This window comes from Rubellimicrobium roseum (assembly GCF_006152145.1).
Taxonomy (GTDB): domain Bacteria; phylum Pseudomonadota; class Alphaproteobacteria; order Rhodobacterales; family Rhodobacteraceae; genus Rubellimicrobium; species Rubellimicrobium roseum.
This window is the reverse complement of sequence record NZ_VDFV01000029.1, coordinates 1-17,936: the sequence shown is the minus strand read 5'-3', so window position 1 is coordinate 17,936 and position 17,936 is coordinate 1. Positions and strand designations below refer to the sequence as shown.

Sequence of the window (17,936 nt, the reverse complement as noted above, 5' to 3'; positions counted from 1 at the left end):
GCTACGCGGCTTCCAAAGCCTGCCGGACCTTGTCGCGCACCTCTCCGGCCGCGCTCTTCAGGTCCTCGTTCTTGATCGCCATCATCGAGGCCACGGGGTCGATGGCGCTCACCTCGACCCCAGCCTCTACCGCCCGCAGGATCACGTTGCAGGGCTGCATCGCTCCGTCCCGGGGCTCCGCGCCAAGCGCCTGGAAGGCCATGGTCGGGTTGCAGGCGCCCAGGATGCGGTAGGGGGCGATGTCTTGGTTGATCTTCGTCTTCATGGTGGCTGCCACGTCGATCTCGATGAGGACTCCGAAGCCTTGCTCAGCGAGCGCGCTCTTCACGCGGGCGTCGACCTTCTCGACGTCGGCGTTCGGGAAGACGCGGTTGATCGTGTAGTCCATAGTCCTGACCTCCATCCGACTCCCAGGCTCAACGGGTCGGCAGCGATCCTGATCCATCGAGCTGTCAGCGGACTGCGGGGCGGCACGCATATCCTCTGCTCTGGTCATGACGTGGTCCCTTAAGGTTGGCTTAAGCTTCGACGGCCATCCTGGAGCCCTGCATGCGGTGGTCCCGCCTCGTCTTGCTCCCACGGCTCTGCCTCGGGGCGAAACAGGACACTCGGGACTCGCCCTTGCACGATCGAGCATGACCCAAGGCCGGACGGACACGGCCGCTGAGCAGGACAACGACATGAGCCGAGACACGACCCGCCGGAGTCTACTGTTGGGGGCCGGGACCCTGGTGGCGGGACTGGCCGCCCCCGGGCTGCTGCGCGCGCAAGAAACGCCGAGCCGCAACGTCTCGGGCTTTGTGACCCACGACTGGCGCGACCACTTCGAGACGCTGGGTGCGGGAGCCATCGTCGCCGACACCACCTCCACGTCGCTCCACTACTGGAGCGCGGATGGGTCTGACTACCGCGTCTTCCCGACCTCCGTCCCGGCGAGCGATGAGCTGACCCGGCGGGGCTACACCGAGGTGGTGGAGAAGAAGGTAGCGCCCTCCTGGACGCCGACCCCGTCCATGCGCGAGCGCTTTCCCGAATGGCCGGCGGTGGTGCCGGGAGGAGACCCCCGCAACCCGCTGGGCGCCTGCGCCCTCTACCTGTCCTGGCAGTACTACCGCATCCATGGCACCCACGACACGCGCAAGATCGGGCGCTCGTCCTCGGATGGCTGCGTGGGCCTCTACAACGAGCACATCACCCAGCTCTTCGACCTTGTGCCGGTCGGCACCCAAGTGCGGATCATCTGAGGGCAGAACCACTTCCGCGCCTGGCAATCCAGCCGAGGCCACATTGCCCCGAACGGCGTGTAGGCGGGCGCACTGCCCCAGGCCCGGAACCGGATTCCGAAGCCATCGAGGAAAGACAGAAGAATGCTGAGCCGACGCCAACTTCTCCTCTCCGGGCTGGCCACGTTGAGTGTGGCCGCTACCGGCGGAGAGGCGCATGAGGGATCTGAGGCGATGGAGGTTCTGCCGCCTGTGCTTATGCCGCGCATCGTGCCGGTGCAGGCCGGGCTTCCCCCGGGCGAGATCCACGTCGACCCCAACCGCTTCGCGCTCTACTGGACCCTCTCGGACCAGATGGCGGTGCGGTATGCCTGCGGGATCGGGCGACCAGGCCTCTACGAGCCCGGCGTGTTTTACGTCGGCGCCAAGAAAGAGTGGCCCAGCTGGACGCCGACCCCCGACATGATCGCACGGGAGCCCGAACATTATGCACAGTATGCCGACGGGATGCCGGGCGGGCCCGACAACCCGCTCGGGGCTCGCGCGCTCTATCTCTTCACCCCCGAGCGCGGCGACACGTTCTTGCGCATCCACGGCACCAACGCGCCCGAGACGATCGCGACGGCGGTGTCGAACGGCTGCGCCCGGCTCGTGAACGCGCAGATCATGGAGCTCTACCACGTGGTGCCCCTCGGCACGCGCGTCGTGCTCTACCCGCCCAGTGAACCGCTGCTCCCGTCGTAGCCCTGAAGCGGGACACCCAAACCTCGGTCATCGGACTTGGCCAGGAACTCCAAAGCCCAACCTGGGCCAGTGGGTTGCGGTCGTCTCCGCTGTGGTCAACCGTCTTGAAGGATCCGGCCCAGGTGAGTTCACACGCCGTGTCCAAATGCCCGTCGTTCGATCATCCGTCGGATCTGCTGGAGATCCTGCGCCGAACTCACTGGTCCGTCCGCCAGGTCCTGCACGGCAACCTTGCGCGACCGCTCAACTCGGCGACCCTGGAGCGGCTGCGGGAACCGGAAGCCGTCAGGCCTATCAGATCAGGGTTCCTCAGCAGACGCTCGCCGGGACGGATGTCGACGACGCCGTCCAACCTGAGCTGGTGCAGCTCGGCGTCAGCTTTGAGGCGATTGAGGAGGAGATCACCCGACGGATCGAGCCGCAGGGGGAGGATTTCTTACTGTGACACTGACGGGTCGCTGAGCCTGTCTGACCGGAGCGGGGGCAGCGCTCATCACAACCAATAAGGGGATCCGGGAGCCTGATTGGCGGCGTGAGCCTGCCTAGCTGCGCCCTTGAGCCAGCCGCGGGTGCGTTTCCTCACCCCACCACCAGAGAAGAGCGCCGGAAAGAGCCATCGACACGGCGACAAACCAGACTGCCGGTTCCAGGGCGCCGGTCAGATGCGCGGCCACCCCGAGCCCGAGCGCGCCAACACCGTAGCCCAGGTCGCGCCAGAAGCGATAGATCCCAATGGCCGAGCCGCGCCAGGCAGGTGGAGCTATGTCCGCCACCGCGGCCGAGAGGTTCGGATAGAGGAGCGCCATGCCGAGCCCCGCCACGCCCGCGGCCATGGCCCACCAACCTGTTCCTTGCCCCAGGACGAAGAGCGCTACCCCCGCGCCGCAGATCCACATGCCGAGCACGTTGGGCCAGAACCGGCCCACCTGGTCCGAGAGCCGCCCGGTGACGAGTTGCGAGCCGCCCCAGACAAATCCGTAGACCCCTACGATCCAGCCGATCCCCGGCAGGTCCACGCCCCGCTGGAACAGAAACACCGGCACAATCACCCACATCAGCGCGTCCACGAACTTCTCGACGAGCCCAGCCTGACACACCGCCGCAAGCCGGCGGTCTCGCCAGGACATCAGCGCAAAGACTTCCCAGGTTGAAAGGCTCTCCGGGAGGTCCGATCGGGAATCCGGCATCGAAGGGCGGGCTGACCACGCCCGTCCATGCCGAGCCGCCTCCGCGCGTGCCCAAGGCAACGTCTCGCGCACGCCCCATAGAGTGAGCGCCAGCGCCAGGACGATCACAGCGAGCCCGAACACCAGAAGCCCCAGCCGCGCCCCGAGCGCCGCGGCCGTATACCCGGTGATTACGCCGGCAAGTGCCACGCCCACATAGCCTGCGAACTCGTTGAGCCCGAGGGCGAGCCCCCGCTCGTCCGCTCGCGTAAGGTCGAGCTTGGCGGTCTGGGTCATCGACCAGGTCAGGCCCTGGTTGATGCCCAAAAGCACCGTAGCGGCCACGATCCAGCCCCAGGAGGGCGCGAGCCAGATCATCGCCGGAATGGGCAGAGCCATGAGCCATCCCCAGAGCAGCACCCGCCTGCGGCCCACCCGCTCGGAGAGCCGCCCGGCCACGAAGTTCATCGCCCCCTTCACCACCCCGAAGGCCATCACGAAGGCGGTGAGAAGCAGGAAGGAACCGCGCGCCACGCCGAACTCAATCTCGGCCAGGGCCGGCACCACGGTCCGCATCATCCCCAGCGTGAGGCCCACGAGCAGCACCTGAAGGAGTTGGTGCAGGACCTGGCCCACGTTCTCGCGAAGGCCGTGGGCGAGATTTCCGGCAGCTGGTGCCTTGCGGAAAGCGTCAGCCGTCATGAAGCCATTCCAGCTGTGGGCTTATCCGGCACCGCGGCCTTGGTTGGCGACCCACTTGGGCGCAGGCCGCCGACAGCGGGCCCTAAGGTGTCAGGATTAAGCACATGACCTCCCCTCTTCCGCCAGACTGCGAGTCCTGAGCCGGAGGTCCTCCGCCGGACTACACGCCTCAGATCTTGCGCGCGTCTTGCATGAGATACGCACAAGGCGAGGCGTCATGTCTCGCATGGGCATGGTCGTGTGAGGCAGCAAAGGACTGGGTTCGTCTCGGGCCGGTTCAGCCCAGAGCCTGCGCGACCAAGGCAAAACGGCGGTGGGCGCCTCTGATCGGCTGAGCCCGCCCCCGCCTCATCATCGTGCCAGTCCCCACAGGCTCGAGACCGTGCTCGATCAGAAAGGGGCTGAGACCGATGCCTTCATCCGTGAGGTCCACGCGCAGGAAACGGTCAGCGGACACGTTGAGCAGCATTCCGAGCATCGCGTGTGCCTCGGTTTCCGAGCGGGCCACAAGGGGGCCGACGAGGTCGCCCCGGCCGAAACGACGATGGGCCGCAAACGCCACGACCTCGCCCCTCTCTCGCTGGATCAGAGCGCGACCGTCGCGAAGCAGCGCCTCCATGAGCCAGCTGCGGTCCATGCCGGTCGCCGCTTCGTCAAGAGCAGCCAGATCAGGAGCGTCGGCGTTCCCGGCCCAGTCCGCGGGCAGGTGACCCGGAGCGGCTCGCGCTAACCCCTGGTGCTGCTGCACCTCCCCGCAGGGCTCGAAGCCGAGCTTCCGGTAGAGTGGCAGCCCCTCCTGCGTGGCGACCAGGCGCCACTCCCGGGGCGCGAGCTGTGCCATGGCATGCTCCACGACCCGCCGCCCGAGGCCGCGTCCGCGCAAGCGCCTGTCCACGAGGATCATGCCCAGGGTGGCGACGGGGCCGAACGGGATGGCGATCGCAGTGGCGACCACCTGCTGTCCGTCAATTGCGACCACGCCCTCGGACTGCGACAGGATCAGCGCCCAGTCCTCCAGCCGATGCGGCCAGCCCTCGGCCAGGGATAGCGCCATGGCTCCGTCGAGATGCTCCGGGCCCATACGGACGAGGCGAGGTGCTTCAGCTTGCATGATGAGCCCTCCTCCCAAGGATCGGACCTCCCGGCAAGTGGCCAAGATGCGGACGCGAGGGCCTGCCACCCTGTGCGCAACGAAGAGGAGCGCGTTCCAAACGTCAACGGTTCGTTGTACCTATGACAGAGCAAGAGCCAAGTTGCGGAGTGGAAAGAGTCCTCCGAGCTGCTCGTCTGTGCATATTTCTTGAATACCGTTGAAAAACTCGGTGGCGAGCCGAGAAAGGCTCCGGAACGGACTTTCGGGCCGAACTGCCTCTAGCAAAATCAGCAGCTTATGAAGCGGCAAGTTCGACCAAGCTGGCCGAAGGACGCCCGAAAGAGCCCTCGGCCGAGTTTTTCAACAGTATTCTTGAAAGACGCACATCGGATGCTCGACATGCCGCAGGGCGGACTATTGAGAGAGCTTATGCTGGATTGAGGCGAACGTCCTCGAGGTCGCGCAGGCCCTTGTCGAGGATGGCGTCGATGAGCCCGATGGAGATCCGCCTCGCGGTCTCGTCGTCCGCCCGACAGGCGTCCTTCAGTGCGATAAAGGACTCCACGCCCGAGACGGCCGACAGCGAGAGCACGAGGTCCCGAAGGGCAGCCTGGCTCAGCTCTTCCCGGACCGGGGCCAAGGCGTGCTCATACATCGGGATGCGCCGCCCGCCACGGATCTGCCGCGACCCGTCCGTCTGGACGGAGTTGTCCAGAACCCGCGCGAGGTAGCGCCGGTAGAAGTTCTCTGCATCCTGGACAGCCTGAAAAAGGAAGTGCCTGACCCGGTGGACGCGCTCGCGCACGTCCTGCGCGTCGCCCACAAGCTCCTCGGGAGAAGGCACGTGGCTGTCCAGGGCGGCCTCGAGCATGAGAGCGTCTGCGTCGGGGAAGTAGCGGTAGGCTGTCGCGCGCGAGATCCCAGCCGCGTCCGCCACGGCGTTCACGCTGAACGTGTCCCCGCTGTCCATCAGCCGCCGGGCAGCTTCCAGAAGGTCACGCCGGGTCCGGGCCTTCTGCTGCACGCGGCCTTCGGTCATCTGCATCCGCACCTCTCTTGTGAGACATGCATCTCACTTTCCTGTTGAGACTACGATCTCATGAGTATATGTGTGTCTTACGTCGACCGGATACAAGAGTCGACTTACCCCAGGGAGTTCAGAATGAGTGCCACCTCGACTGCCGCCCTTGAGCCTGTGGTCCGCCTGGAGACGGACACCTATCATCTCTTGGGTAACCTCCTGCGCTTCTTGGTCCGCAGCCACGAGACGGGTGGCGCCTACAGTCTTACGGAGTCGCTGGTGGCCCCCGGAGCTGGGGCCCCTCCCAATCGTCACCCGGCGGACGGCGAAGTGTTCTATGTCATCGACGGCCAGTTCGAGTTCACGGTGGAGGGCCGCACCATCCCGGCCACTGCTGGCGACTGCGTCCGGGTTCCTGACGGCGCGGTGCATGCCTTCCGCAATGCGGGGACAACACCGGGCAAGCTTCTGATCGTCAACTCGCCGGGTCGCGACCACGAGGCCTTCTTCAGCGAGGCGGGTGACCCGTTGCCGTCCGGCACCCGCGATCTGCCGCCACCCGTCGGCGCCCCGGACATTCCGCGCCTCCTCGAGCTCGGCCGCCGGCATGGGCTCGAGTTCCTGCTGCCCCCCAGCGCTGATCACTAGGTCCAGAACGGCTCCTCTCGACATCGGATGTAACCTCCCCTGAAGGGGATCAGCTCGGCGGCCCGTCAAAGGCTCGCGGTCCGGGAAAGGACATCGCTATGCTGCCTTCTGCTGCCCTACGACCCGGCCGACCAATGCGGCTCTGGGAGCGCCTTGCTGGAGCCCTGACCGTCTGGCGCGCTGCGGCCCCCACTCCTGGCGCAAGAACCCGCGATGTTAGCACACTCTCGGACGCCTCCCTGCGCGACCTCGGGCTCGCACGGGACCAGCTCGGCGCGAACCTCTCTTTCGCCAAAGGCGACCATCAGCGGTTCTTTTAACGCCATCTGCCTGTCGGCGATCCTCCGCGAGATCCGTCAGGGTTCACTGGCCCTGGCCGACCCCCTTGGCCGAAGCAACGACCCAACCCCATGGAGAGCGCCCATGCGCGACATCGCCTTCGTCTTCTTCCTCGCCGCCGTCCTGTGCGTCACGGGCGGCATGATCTGGGGCCTTCAGATGGCCGCCAGCAACGACCATTCCATGGTCGGCGCGCACGCCCACCTCAACTTGGTGGGTTGGGCCACCATGGCGCTTTTCGGGCTCTACTATCGCGTGACCCCCCAGGCCGCCCGCGGTTGGCTGCCCCGTGTCCATGCCGCGCTTGCCATCCCCGGCGTGCTCGTCATGGTCCCGGGGATCGCCATCGCCACGACCGGGGGCTCGCCGGGTCTCGCGATCGCAGGTTCGTTCCTGACCTTTGGCTCCATGGTGGTGTTCCTGTTCACCGTGGTCCGTCACGGCTTCGGCGCCAGTGCGACGCGCCTCCGGATGGACAGCAGCAGCGGTCACATGACGCCCGCCGAGTGAAACGGTCCAGCATCAACGACGCCGTGCAGGAGAGCCTTTTATGACCTCCATGCTGACGATGGAGAACCCGGTCTTCATGACCTACGCCGTAGCGGCCGCGATCATGGTCCTCAAGATCATGGGCCAAGGCTGGATGACGGTGGTCCTGATGCTGAGAACGGATGCGGGTCTCCTCAACCCCGAAGATCTGCGACCATCCCCAGCCAATCGAAACCCCCGGCCCGAGCAGCTCGGTTTCCATGCGGACGTGGAGCGCTCCCGCCGCATGCACCGCAACGACCTCGAGAACATCCCGGCCTTCCTGGCCGCCGGCCTCCTCCTTGTGACGGTCGAGCCGCCCGTCTGGCTGGCGGTGCTGCTGTTCGCCGTCTTCGTGCTGGCTCGGTTGGCTCACACCCTGGCCTATGCCACGGCGCAGAACCACGAGGTGCGGGCCACGTTCTATTCGGTCGGCTCCGTCGTGGTGATGGTCATGGCCGTCTGGGTGCTGGTCGCGGCGCTGGCCTGACTGCATAGGTGCGTCAATCATGCAGACCGTGTGAGAACCCGGCGGGCTATTCTGACCGGTGAGTGAGCCGCCGTGGTATCCTCCTGCCATGGCACATCTTGCTGGACATGAACGCTCGCAACTGCTGCTTCTGCCCGAGGCGGTCGACGACTACGTGGGCCCGGACAGCCCGGTCCGCTTCATTGAGGCCTTCGTAGATGAGTTGGATCTTGGGGCTGCCGGCTTCGCCCGCGTCCGTCCAAAGGCCACCGGCCGGCCGGGCTACAATCCTGCCGACCTGCTGAAGCTCTACATCTACGGCTACTTGAACCGCGTGCGCTCGGGCCGGCGCCTAGAAGCCGAGGCGCACCGCCACATCGAGGTGATCTGGCTCCTGCGATGCCTCAGGCCCGACTTCAAGACCATCGCGGACTTCCGGCGCGACAACCGCGCGGCCTTCCGATCCGTGTTCCGGGCCTTCGTGCTGCTCTGCCGACAGCTCGACCTGTTCGGTCGCGAGTTGCTGACCGTCGACGGCACCCGCATCAAGGCCGTCAACAACAAGGACCGCAACTTCACCAGGGCGGCGCTCACCGCCTTTGTTCAACAGGCCGATGAGAGGCTGGCCGGGTATTTGAAGCGCCTGGACGAAGGCGACGCCTACGAGGACGGTTCAAGCGGCGGCAGCGGCCCGGGCCGCGAGGACCCCCAGCTGGCCGAGAAGATCGCGGCGGTCCGGGGCAAGCGCCAGCGCCACCAGGCACTCCTGGAGGAACTGGACCGCACCGGCGAGGACCAGATCTCGCTCACGGACCCCGACAGCCGGGCCATGGCGCGCATGACCAAGGTAGGGGTGGGCTACAACGTCCAGGTCGCCGTTGACGTGAAGCACAAGCTCATCGTCGAGCAGGAGGTCCACAGCCAGGTCGTCGACATCGGGCTGCTGGCGCCCACGGCCAAGGCCGCTATGGAGGCGCTCGGAGTGGAGCGGATCGAAGCCGTCGCCGACCGGGGTTACTTCAAGATCGAGGACATCGAGGCCTGCGAAGCGGCTGGGGTTACCACCTACGTGACCAAGCCGGTGCGGGGCTCGTCCGTGCGGGAGGGCTTCTTCCCCAAAGAGGCGTTCCGCTTCGACCCGACGACAGACACCTTCACCTGTCCCGCCGGCCAGATCCTGCGGCCCTGTCGGCGTGGGCGCTCGCGTGACAACGTCAAGATCGACTACAGCAACCGCGAGGCTTGTCTGGCCTGCCAGCTCCGACCACACTGCACCAAGACCTACCGACATGTCTCACGTCTGGAGAACGAGGCCGTGCTCGACCGCATGGCGGTGCGGCTCGCCGCCCGACCCGAGGTCATGATGGCGGTGCGGCTCGCCGCCCGACCCGAGGTCATGGATCAACGTCGATCCAGCGTCGAGCATCCGTTTGGCACGATCAAGCAGTGGATGAACCAGGGCGCCTTCCTGATGCGGCGGCTCGAGAACGTCCGCGGTGAGTTCAGCCTGACGGCCTTGGCCTATAACATCCGGCGTGCCATCAGCCTGGTCGGAGTGCCCGGCCTGATCGCCGCGGCAAAGGGTTAACGGCACACCCGTGCTGCCTGACTGGTGACCACCCGGCCGGGGCTGGTTCCTGATCGCCCAGGTCGCTCTACGGCCCCACAGGAGCCGAACGCGGGTCACCGTCCGTCACCAAGGCTCCCTGTCGCTCAGCGCCGGGGGCGTTTCCACACGGTCTGCATGATTGATGCACATTTTGCAGGAGGCGCTTTAGGCCGCTCTCGGTTCGATGCCTGTCGCGAGCATGGTCCACGGAACCGATGCGCGGCAACGGAAGCCACGATCGGACCGGGCCGGCACTGCTGGCCAAGCGAGCAGGCTCTTCAAGTGCCTCCCGGTTTCGGCTTAGCTGCGCGTCATGGACGAGTTTCGCGAGAACGCCGCCACGACGGCTGAACGGATGGCGGCCCTTGGCCGTCTGGACATCCTGGACACTCCACCCGAGCCAGGCTTCGACGATATCGTGCTTCTTGCGCGAGAGCTTTGCCAAACCCCAGTCGCCCTGGTGAGCTTGGTGGCCGATGACCGACAATGGTTCAAGGCGCACCTAGGCTTTCCCCAATGCCAGACTCCCCTGGATCAGTCAGTCTGCAAGTATGCCATGACGGAGGACGACGTCCTCATCATCCCGGACCTCCGGCTGGACCCACGCACAGCGAGCAACACGCTCGTGACCGAAGAGCCTTTCATCCGCTTCTATGCCGGCGCGTCGTTACGCGATCCGGCGGGCGTGCCCTTGGGCTCCGTGTGCGTGATCGACACGAAGCCCCGACCGAATGGTCTGACCAAGGCCCAAAAGGCGGGCCTGCTTGCGTTGGCGCGACAAGTGTCAACTCTCCTTGAGACCCGGCGCCTGCTGGTGGAGGAGCGCCACAGGATGGAGGTGGAGCGAAAGCACGAGCGCCACGTGGCGGAGCTTCGCGAGCGCTTCATCGCCGTGCTCGGGCATGACCTTCGCAACCCTCTCGCAGCGATAGATGCGGGCCTGCGGATCATCGAGCGCGACCCGGCCAGCGCCCGCGCCATTTCCGTCATGGCCATGATGAAGACGAGCGCCGTGCGCATGGCCAAGCTGATCGAGACCACGCTCGACTTTGCCCGATCCCGCCTCGGTCAGGGACTTGTTGTGAGCCGCAACAGCGACGCGCCTCTCCAGCCTGTCCTCGAGCAGATCATCACCGAACTGCGGTGGTCGCATCCCGACGCGCGTATCGAGACCAGGATTGCGCTGACCCGACCCGTTCTTTGCGATCCTGACCGGATCGGGCAGATGTTCTCGAACCTGCTCTCGAACGCGCTGACGCACGGCGACACGGCCCAACCCGTCGTGGTGACGGCGGCGACCAGCGAGGACACCTTTGTGCTCTCCGTCGCCAACGGCGGAGCGCCTATCTCGCCTGATATGCTGGAGCAGCTGTTCCAGCCGTTCTACCAAGGGCAGGGCAACATGTCCCATGGCTTGGGTCTGGGGCTCTACATCGCCGCCGAGATCTCGCGCGCGCACGGCGGAACGATGAGCGCCACCTCCACGCCCGAACAGACGTGCTTCACGTTCGAGATGCCGCTGAGGGCTCTCGGCGCAACAGCTGCCGAGTAGCACCACTTCAATGGCTCACAGATTTGCCGCTCTGCGCAAATCGTGACTGTCGCGCCAAGTAGGGCTCGCCCGAGGTGGATTTAGCAGCTCGCTGTTGGCCTAGGCCGCCCCAGCGTTATGTCTGCTGTAACGAAGCGCTGCGTAAGCGGCGACAAGCGGCCCAGTTCGGGCGCGGCAAAGGGCACGGACGGTGTGCCGGAATTAGATCGGGGTCGGCCTGCGGTGCTGTTCGTGGTGAGGTGATCCGCGACGTCTGCCCGCAGCATAGGGCAGGAGCGGAGTAGGCATGAGCGCAGACGAGCAGGACGACCTGGGCGCGAGCGCCGGCCGCGTGGAGTTCGAGGGCGGCGGCCCCGGTGCGGGCGGCTCCGCAGGCATTCCCGCCGGCGATGCGCTGGCCGACGACTCCGCGATGCTGGCCGGAAGACACCAGGGGCGTCACTGGCGCGAGTCGACCATTACCGACGACGATCTTTCGAAGCGGGGCGGGCCCTTCTTCGCCGCCGTCGAGATGACGCGCATGCCGATGATCCTCACGGACCCGCGCCAGCCCGACAATCCGATCGTCTTCGCCAACAAGGCCTTCCTCGACCTCACCGGCTACGAGGAGCAGGAGGTCCTGGGGCGCAACTGCCGCTTCCTGCAAGGACCCAAGACGGACCGGGACACGGTGAGCGTCCTGCGGGACGCCGTAAAGGCGCACGAGCCGGTCAGCCTGGAGATCCTGAACTACAAGCGCGACGGCACGCCCTTCTGGAACGCGGTGTTCATCGGCCCTGTTCACAACCCGCAAGGGGAGCTTCTCTACTTCTTCGCCTCGCAACTCGACGTCACACGCCGGCGCGCCAGCGAGGACAGCTTCCGGCAGGCGCAGAAGATGGAAGCCGTGGGCCAGCTCACTGCCGGGCTTGCGCACGACTTCAACAACCTCTTGACCGCCATCGCGGGCAACCTCGAGCGGCTCCAGGCGCGGCTTGAGCAGCCCGACCTCAGGCGACGGCTGGACGTCATCCAGATCGCCGCCGACCGTGCCGCGCACCTGACGCGCCAGCTTCTGGCCTTTGCCCGCAAGACCGCGCTCGATCCCAAGCCCATCGACCTCAGCGACGCCGTGCTGGGCTTCGTCGACCTTTTGGAGACCACGGCGGGCTCGGGCGTGGAGCTCCGGCTCGACTTGCGCCGCAGGCTGCCGGCCTGCCTTGTGGATCGCACACACCTTGAGTCCGCGCTCCTCAACGCCGTTGCAAACGCCCGCGATGCCATGCCCAAGGGGGGCGAGATCACCATCGCGACCTCGCGGCTCCACCTCAACGGCGACGCGCTTTCGCGCGAGCTGCCCTCGGGTGACTACGTCGTGCTTGAGGTCAGGGACGAGGGAGAAGGCATGCCGCCCTCGGTGGTGGCCCGCGCGGCCGAGCCGTTCTTCACGACCAAGAGTCAGGGCAAGGGCACGGGCCTGGGCCTCGCCATGGTTCATGGCTTCTTGCAACAGTCCCGCGGGCGGCTGGAGATCGAGAGCGAAGTGGGGCGGGGCACCACCATCCGGATGATCCTGCCAGCCCATATGGCTGCCTCGGAGGTCGAGACTCGTGGCGAGTTGGTCGAACCTGCGAAGCTGGCACCTCGCTTGAGCGCTGAGAACAGTAAGCTCGTGCTGGTGGTGGAGGACAATGAGGACATAATGGCACTCGCGCGCGAAACGCTAGAGGAGATGGGGCATCGCGTGCTGACTGCGACCAGCGGCGACGAGGCGCTGCGTCTTCTCCACCGCGAGGGCAACCGCGTGGACCTCCTGTTCACCGACCTCATCATGCCGGGCAACGTCAACGGGCTTGGACTTGCGTCCGAGCTGCGGGCCCGTGCCCCCGAGGTCCCGGTGCTGCTGACCACCGGCTACAACGAGGAGCTCGCGCAAGGCACTCGGGTGCCGGGCATGGACGTGCTTGCCAAGCCCTACCGCCGGGCCGAGCTCATGGACCGCGTGCGCGGCGCGCTTGCTCGGCATGGCGAGGGCACCAAGCGCCGCCGGGCGTCGGACTTCGGGCCAGCACAGGAGTGAGGGCTGCCGGCTCGCGCTCGAATGCCAGCTTCGTCGTGTGGGTCCAGCCGGAACGAACAACGTGAGCCATGCCAAGAGAGCAAGGCCCCTCACCGTTTACGGAGATGGCGCTCGGGCGATGCGGGTGAACACCTTCCGGCTCTGGTCCTTCCACCTGCGCCGGCTTGGAAGCAGACGCCTGAGCACAGACGGCAAGAACTTCGAGGTCATGCATCGACGGCTTTGCTCATCGCGGCGATGAACCGGCACACCTCGTCCTCGGTATTGTAGTAGTGAGGCGAAGCCCGAATGAGCGCGGGCAGGTGACGGGCCTGCGCGTCAAGGAGAGTGCTGGACGGATATGAGACGCTGACGTTGAAGCCGGAGTGGGACAGCGTGGCCCTTACGCTCTCCGCGTCATGATCCTTGATCGAGAAGGTGACAATGGAGGCGGGATTCTGGCCAAGATCTTGGACCGTCACACCTGGAATAGTCCGCAGGCCGTCGCGCAGTTGCGCTGACAGAGTTCGGCATCGCTCCTCAATCTTCCCGAGACCGAGGTTGAGGGCGTACTCAATGGCGCGCCCGAGACCGAGTCGGGCTGCATAGTTGTTTTCCCACGTCTCGAAGCGCCGCGCGTCACGTCGCAGTTCGTAGCGATCAGGGGCAACCCAGGGCGCCCCGAAATGGTCGATCATCGGTGGTTCCAAGCCCAGCATCAGATCGCGCCGGACATAGAGAAAGCCGGTCCCGCGCGGGCCACGAAGGAACTTCCGCCCCGTCGCGGTCAGGAAATCGCACCCCAGCTCCTCCAGCCGCGTCGGCATCTGGCCCACGGCCTGACAGGCGTCAAGCAGGTAGCGCACCCCGTGTTTTCGCGCGATCCGGCCAACCGCTGCCGCCGGATTTCGAAGCCCGCCGTTCGTCGGGATCCAGGTGATCGCAATGAGCCTCACTCGGTCGTCGATCATGCGATCGAGAGCGTCCTGGTCCAGCACGCCATTCCCGTCGTCGGGTATGACTTCGATCATCGCTCCGGTCCGCTTGGCCATCTGAAGGAATGCGACGTAGTTGGCCGCATACTCTGCCCGCGCGGTCAGGATGCGGTCTCCCGGCCGGAATGTCTGGGAGTAGAACGCGAGCTGCCAAGCGACCGTCGCATTCTCGGTGAGGGCGATCTCGTCGCGACCTGACCCGAGCAGCCGCGCCACGCTGTCATACACGCCCTCAAGGTCTGCGGCCGCCTCGCTCGCCGCCTCATACCCACCAATCTCCGCCTCGCGGGTGAGATGCCCGACCATCGCATCGAGCACCGGCCGCGGCATCAGCCCGGCCCCGGCGTTGTTGAGATGAACACGGTTGGCGACGCCTGGTGTCTCGGACCGAAGCTTTTCAATGTCGAGGCTCATGCGCGTCCTTTCCGGCTTTCCGAGTCAGCCGTTGATGGCCGTCCAGGGGTCCCCCAGAGTCGAGGGCCGGTTCATCCCGGTCAAGCTCCGGCCGCCGCTAGGAGCCCTTCCCGCTCACCTGCCGTGAATCATGAATATCGAGCCTGTCGGCCGGAGCGGCTCCTCCAAGTTGAGGTCCGTGCGGTCCTGACCGACACGGCCCCCGTTCACGGCCTGGGGGTCATGGTCAGGGGGGACTTGGGGTCAACACCAATCTGGACTGGGCAGACACAGTTGCAGAAGAAGCGACCCTGCGGACTGCACAAGTCGATCCGGGCGGCGTGTTCCTTGAGTCGGGTCCAGACCTCTCTACGCGGCAATGATGAACGCCCTTACGGCGGTTTTGGATGGCTGCTTGGCCTCTGACAGCTAAACTCAGGATTGGTGCGTAAATCTTGACTTGATGCACTGTTCGGCGAAGCAGACATCTCAACGAATTGTCTTGTGCGTATGTCAGGTGCGAAACGGCCGCTCTTGGCCCGAGGATACTGCAAAGGCCCCTGCCCTACCGCCGATCAGCTTCGTCGTTCCAGCAAGGCTCGACTCCTGCCCACACGCCGAAGGGGACCGGATCACCTCAGGATACATACCCTCGGCGGCGCTTCACACGAAGCAGAGCCTGAAGCGCAGTCTCCGCCTCCGGAGCCTCGCGATACCAATCCGTCCGGGTCTGGCCCGAGGCCCCGATCCGCCCCCAGTGGCGCACCACCCCGCACTCGCCAAAGAGCTGGTGGCGAGCGCCAAACTGTAGAACCGGCGCATGTTGCAGGACCGGTCCACGCGGGTGAGGAGGACGGGATCAGGGCTTTGGTCGATTACAACGAGCGCGGGCTCCAGTGCAGCCGGAGGAGGGCTGGGTGGCTGCGCCGCGAGCCAGTCCAGGAGATCCAGCTGCTCGGGCTCGCTCATGTTCCCGCTCCGCTCATGCTCCGGCTCCGTGCTCCGGGGAAGTAGGCGTAGAACGTGGCCCGGCTCACGCCGAGGCGCCTGGCCACCTGCGCCACCGGGATGCTTGGGTCCTTGAGGAGGGCCCGGGCCATCGCGAGGTCCTCTTCCGAGAGCTTGCGCCGGCGCCCCCCCTTGCGGCCGCGGGCCGCCGCGGCCTTGAGGCCCTCCATGGTGCGTTCGCGGTTCAGGTCCAGGAAGTACTCGGCAATGGTGCCCAGGAAGTTGAACATCAGCCGCCCGGTGGGGGTCTCCGTGTCCACGGCCTCGGTCAGGGAGCGGAGCTTCACCCCTTGCGCCTGCAGCTTGTGCGCGGTGTCGAGCATCTCGCGGAGAGAGCGCCCCAGCCGGTCCACCTTCCAGACCACGAGCTGGTCCTCGGGACGAAGGAAAGCCAGCGCCGCCTCCAGAGCCGGGCGCTTGGTCCCTGCCCTGCCGCTCTCCTTCTCCTCGAAGATCCGGCCGCAGCCGGCGCGCCGCAGCGCGTCCCGCTGCAGGTCGAGGTTCTGGTCGTCGGTCGAAACGCGAGCATAGCCAATGAGCATGTCAGGATAGTAGCTGGACAGGGTATCTAGGACAACTGATTTCCTGACACGGTTTTCAGACATAAAATAGCTACAAACCCAAGGCCCGACCGAGCCCCGTATGCCATGTCAGGAAAACGGTCGATTACCAGACATCCCCTCCCGGCTGCAGCACGACTCGCCAAGCAGCCCACAATTGTCACACCGACGGGCAAAGGCCAAAGTCGCTGTCGGAGGCCAGTATCGACGCACTACAACCGGCGCTATCCGTAAGCTGTCAAACCCCTTGGACTGGGCCCCGAACCTGGCCTAACCCCCCCAAGCGCCACATGGAGCCACATTCGACTTTCATCTTCGCGCTGACCAACTAGCCTCGCGACTGTCTCCCCTCGACGCGAGCGGCGTGTGGTGTGAATGTAAGGATCCGGGTTAGTTAATGAACAGAGCAGAACTTCTTAACGCCATCACGGATTACCTCACACACTTGAAGGTGAAGGTCGATCTCCTTAACCACCTCAACCTGCAGGACATCAACATCCACGCCGAGACATTCTTTCGCGACCTGCTCAACGTCGCCCTCGGCCACGCCCTCGTCAACATCAACATCATCGAGAAAAACGCCAGAGCCGTAGACCTGGGCGACGAAGTGGAGCGCCTAGCGATCCAAGTCACATCAACTTCGGACATTGGGAAGATCAAACACACTTACAACGGCTTCGTTAAGGGCGGACTAGATAGCAAGTACGATCGGCTCGTGGTTCTCATCATCGGAGAGAAGAAGGCATATCGCGAAAGCTCCTTAGGAGGCGAAGGTAATTTTACCATGTCCCTCGAGGAAGATGTCTGGGGACTTAACGACCTGCTTCGCAAAATCTCCGACATGCCCTTGAACAAGTTAGAGGCATGCCGAAACTTCCTCCGCGCAGAGCTACGCGTCTCCGAGCCCCGGCTCTCCAACGAGGTAAAGACGCTGATCCGATTGATTGAAGCGCTCAGTGCCGCCGAAGAAGGCCTCTCCTTCGACGAAGGCCGTGAAGATCCTGACCCCGATAAGAAAATCAACGATCGTTTCGCCGACCACGCCGAGTTCCTAAAACGTCTTTATGTGGACCTCCATCAGATCTATGGTCGAACTCTGGCAGAGGTAAACAAATATTCAGACCTGGGCCACGTCCGCGTCCGCAAGTTACAGGTCTACCTCATGCGATGGAGCGACCGAGTCTTGAGTCAATGTGGAGGCGACCCAGAAGCCGCATTAGACAGGCTCACCGAGGACGTGCTGAAAATGATGGGCTCAAGCGACGCCGAATTTGACGATGGCGCGGTTCGCTACTATCTAATAGAGCAACTAATTGCGTGCAATGTGTTCCCGAATAAACGGCAGAGCCATGCCTAGCATCTTCCTTAAAGATCAAGCCATTAACAAAGCGCCGGCAATCGTTGGCTTCGAGATTGCCCGGTTCTTGCAAAGTTCTGGCAAGGAGCGGGTAAGCATTTTCGACGTCGTTGACCACTTCAAACGAGAATCCTGGTTCTCATCGAACTCATTTCTTTACGGCCTCACCTTCCTATACTCCGTAGGCTTGGTCGACTTCGATGAGCCCTATTTGATAGCGCGCGATGCAGATTAAACGTCTATATACCGAGCCTGCTACGATCAACCCTATCACCTTCAAGGGCGGCGTCAACTTCATTATAGGTGAGGGCGATGACTCGAGCTCTAAGAATAACGGCGTCGGAAAATCGCTCTGCATCGAGTTTCTTAGCTTTGGCCTTCTTAAGCGAAAATCGGAGAGCCGCGTTGCTAAGATTCCGAAAGGGCGTTGTTGCGTAACCCATGAGCGAGGGGGCTCGCGCGGCGGGTCTGCCTGCTTATCTGGGCGGCCA

At 64.8% G+C, this 17,936-nt stretch carries 16 protein-coding genes; 9 read left to right on the top strand and 7 right to left on the bottom strand.

Annotated elements, in window-relative coordinates:
- Position 1: 1 nt before the first annotated feature.
- On the bottom strand, positions 2-388 hold the full coding sequence (locus FHG71_RS15770; protein WP_139082662.1) for a DUF302 domain-containing protein: 387 nt from the start codon (positions 386-388) through the stop codon (positions 2-4).
- 292 nt (positions 389-680) lie between these two features.
- On the opposite strand from FHG71_RS15770, the gene FHG71_RS15765 reads away from it, so the two are divergent.
- On the top strand, positions 681-1,244 hold the full coding sequence (locus FHG71_RS15765; protein WP_139082661.1) for a L,D-transpeptidase: 564 nt from the start codon (positions 681-683) through the stop codon (positions 1,242-1,244).
- A 123-nt stretch (positions 1,245-1,367) separates the two neighbouring features.
- Positions 1,368-1,967 carry a L,D-transpeptidase gene (locus FHG71_RS15760; protein WP_139082660.1) on the top strand — a complete coding sequence of 200 codons (600 nt, stop codon included), beginning with the start codon at positions 1,368-1,370 and terminating at the stop codon, positions 1,965-1,967.
- 542 nt (positions 1,968-2,509) lie between these two features.
- Here FHG71_RS15760 and FHG71_RS15755 read toward each other — a convergent pair.
- The 3 genes from FHG71_RS15755 to FHG71_RS15745 all read right to left on the bottom strand — a co-directional run bounded on the left by FHG71_RS15755 (position 2,510) and on the right by FHG71_RS15745 (position 5,973).
- Positions 2,510-3,835, bottom strand: coding sequence for an MFS transporter (locus FHG71_RS15755; RefSeq protein WP_139082659.1), 1,326 nt, complete (start codon positions 3,833-3,835; stop codon positions 2,510-2,512).
- Positions 3,836-4,112: 277 nt separating this feature from the next.
- Positions 4,113-4,946 carry a GNAT family N-acetyltransferase gene (locus tag FHG71_RS15750; RefSeq protein ID WP_139082658.1) on the bottom strand — a complete coding sequence of 278 codons (834 nt, stop codon included), beginning with the start codon at positions 4,944-4,946 and terminating at the stop codon, positions 4,113-4,115.
- A 409-nt stretch (positions 4,947-5,355) separates the two neighbouring features.
- Positions 5,356-5,973, bottom strand: a complete 618-nt coding sequence (locus FHG71_RS15745) for a TetR/AcrR family transcriptional regulator (RefSeq protein WP_139082657.1) — start codon at positions 5,971-5,973, stop codon at positions 5,356-5,358.
- Between the two features lie 117 nt (positions 5,974-6,090).
- On the opposite strand from FHG71_RS15745, the gene FHG71_RS15740 reads away from it, so the two are divergent.
- From FHG71_RS15740 to FHG71_RS15715, 6 genes are all read left to right on the top strand, one after another.
- Positions 6,091-6,597 (top strand): cupin domain-containing protein, encoded by a 507-nt coding sequence (locus tag FHG71_RS15740; RefSeq protein WP_218014113.1) that lies wholly within the window; start codon positions 6,091-6,093, stop codon positions 6,595-6,597.
- Positions 6,598-7,020: 423 nt separating this feature from the next.
- Positions 7,021-7,446 (top strand): hypothetical protein, encoded by a 426-nt coding sequence (locus FHG71_RS15735; protein ID WP_139082656.1) that lies wholly within the window; start codon positions 7,021-7,023, stop codon positions 7,444-7,446.
- A gap of 40 nt (positions 7,447-7,486) precedes the next feature.
- Positions 7,487-7,954, top strand: a complete 468-nt coding sequence (locus FHG71_RS15730; RefSeq protein WP_139082655.1) for an MAPEG family protein — start codon at positions 7,487-7,489, stop codon at positions 7,952-7,954.
- Positions 7,955-8,042: 88 nt separating this feature from the next.
- On the top strand, positions 8,043-9,521 hold the full coding sequence (locus FHG71_RS15725) for an IS1182 family transposase (RefSeq protein WP_139082654.1): 1,479 nt from the start codon (positions 8,043-8,045) through the stop codon (positions 9,519-9,521).
- A 334-nt stretch (positions 9,522-9,855) separates the two neighbouring features.
- Positions 9,856-11,094, top strand: coding sequence for a GAF domain-containing sensor histidine kinase (locus FHG71_RS15720; protein ID WP_139082653.1), 1,239 nt, complete (start codon positions 9,856-9,858; stop codon positions 11,092-11,094).
- 286 nt (positions 11,095-11,380) lie between these two features.
- The gene (locus tag FHG71_RS15715) at positions 11,381-13,153 is read left to right on the top strand and encodes a histidine kinase famiy protein (RefSeq protein WP_139082652.1); all 1,773 of its coding nucleotides are present in this window, start codon (positions 11,381-11,383) and stop codon (positions 13,151-13,153) included.
- Between the two features lie 206 nt (positions 13,154-13,359).
- Here FHG71_RS15715 and FHG71_RS15710 read toward each other — a convergent pair whose 3' ends face one another.
- The 3 genes from FHG71_RS15710 to FHG71_RS15700 all read right to left on the bottom strand — a co-directional run bounded on the left by FHG71_RS15710 (position 13,360) and on the right by FHG71_RS15700 (position 16,070).
- Positions 13,360-14,541 (bottom strand): aminotransferase class V-fold PLP-dependent enzyme, encoded by a 1,182-nt coding sequence (locus FHG71_RS15710; RefSeq protein WP_139082651.1) that lies wholly within the window; start codon positions 14,539-14,541, stop codon positions 13,360-13,362.
- 616 nt (positions 14,542-15,157) lie between these two features.
- The gene (locus FHG71_RS24330) at positions 15,158-15,349 is read right to left on the bottom strand and encodes a WGR domain-containing protein (protein ID WP_425467366.1); all 192 of its coding nucleotides are present in this window, start codon (positions 15,347-15,349) and stop codon (positions 15,158-15,160) included.
- Positions 15,350-15,485: 136 nt separating this feature from the next.
- Positions 15,486-16,070, bottom strand: coding sequence for a recombinase family protein (locus FHG71_RS15700; RefSeq protein WP_139082650.1), 585 nt, complete (start codon positions 16,068-16,070; stop codon positions 15,486-15,488).
- Between the two features lie 415 nt (positions 16,071-16,485).
- On the opposite strand from FHG71_RS15700, the gene FHG71_RS15695 reads away from it, so the two are divergent.
- A complete protein-coding gene (locus FHG71_RS15695) occupies positions 16,486-17,445 on the top strand; it encodes an SMEK domain-containing protein (protein WP_139082649.1) in 960 nt (319 codons plus the stop codon).
- Positions 17,446-17,936 lie beyond the last annotated feature (491 nt).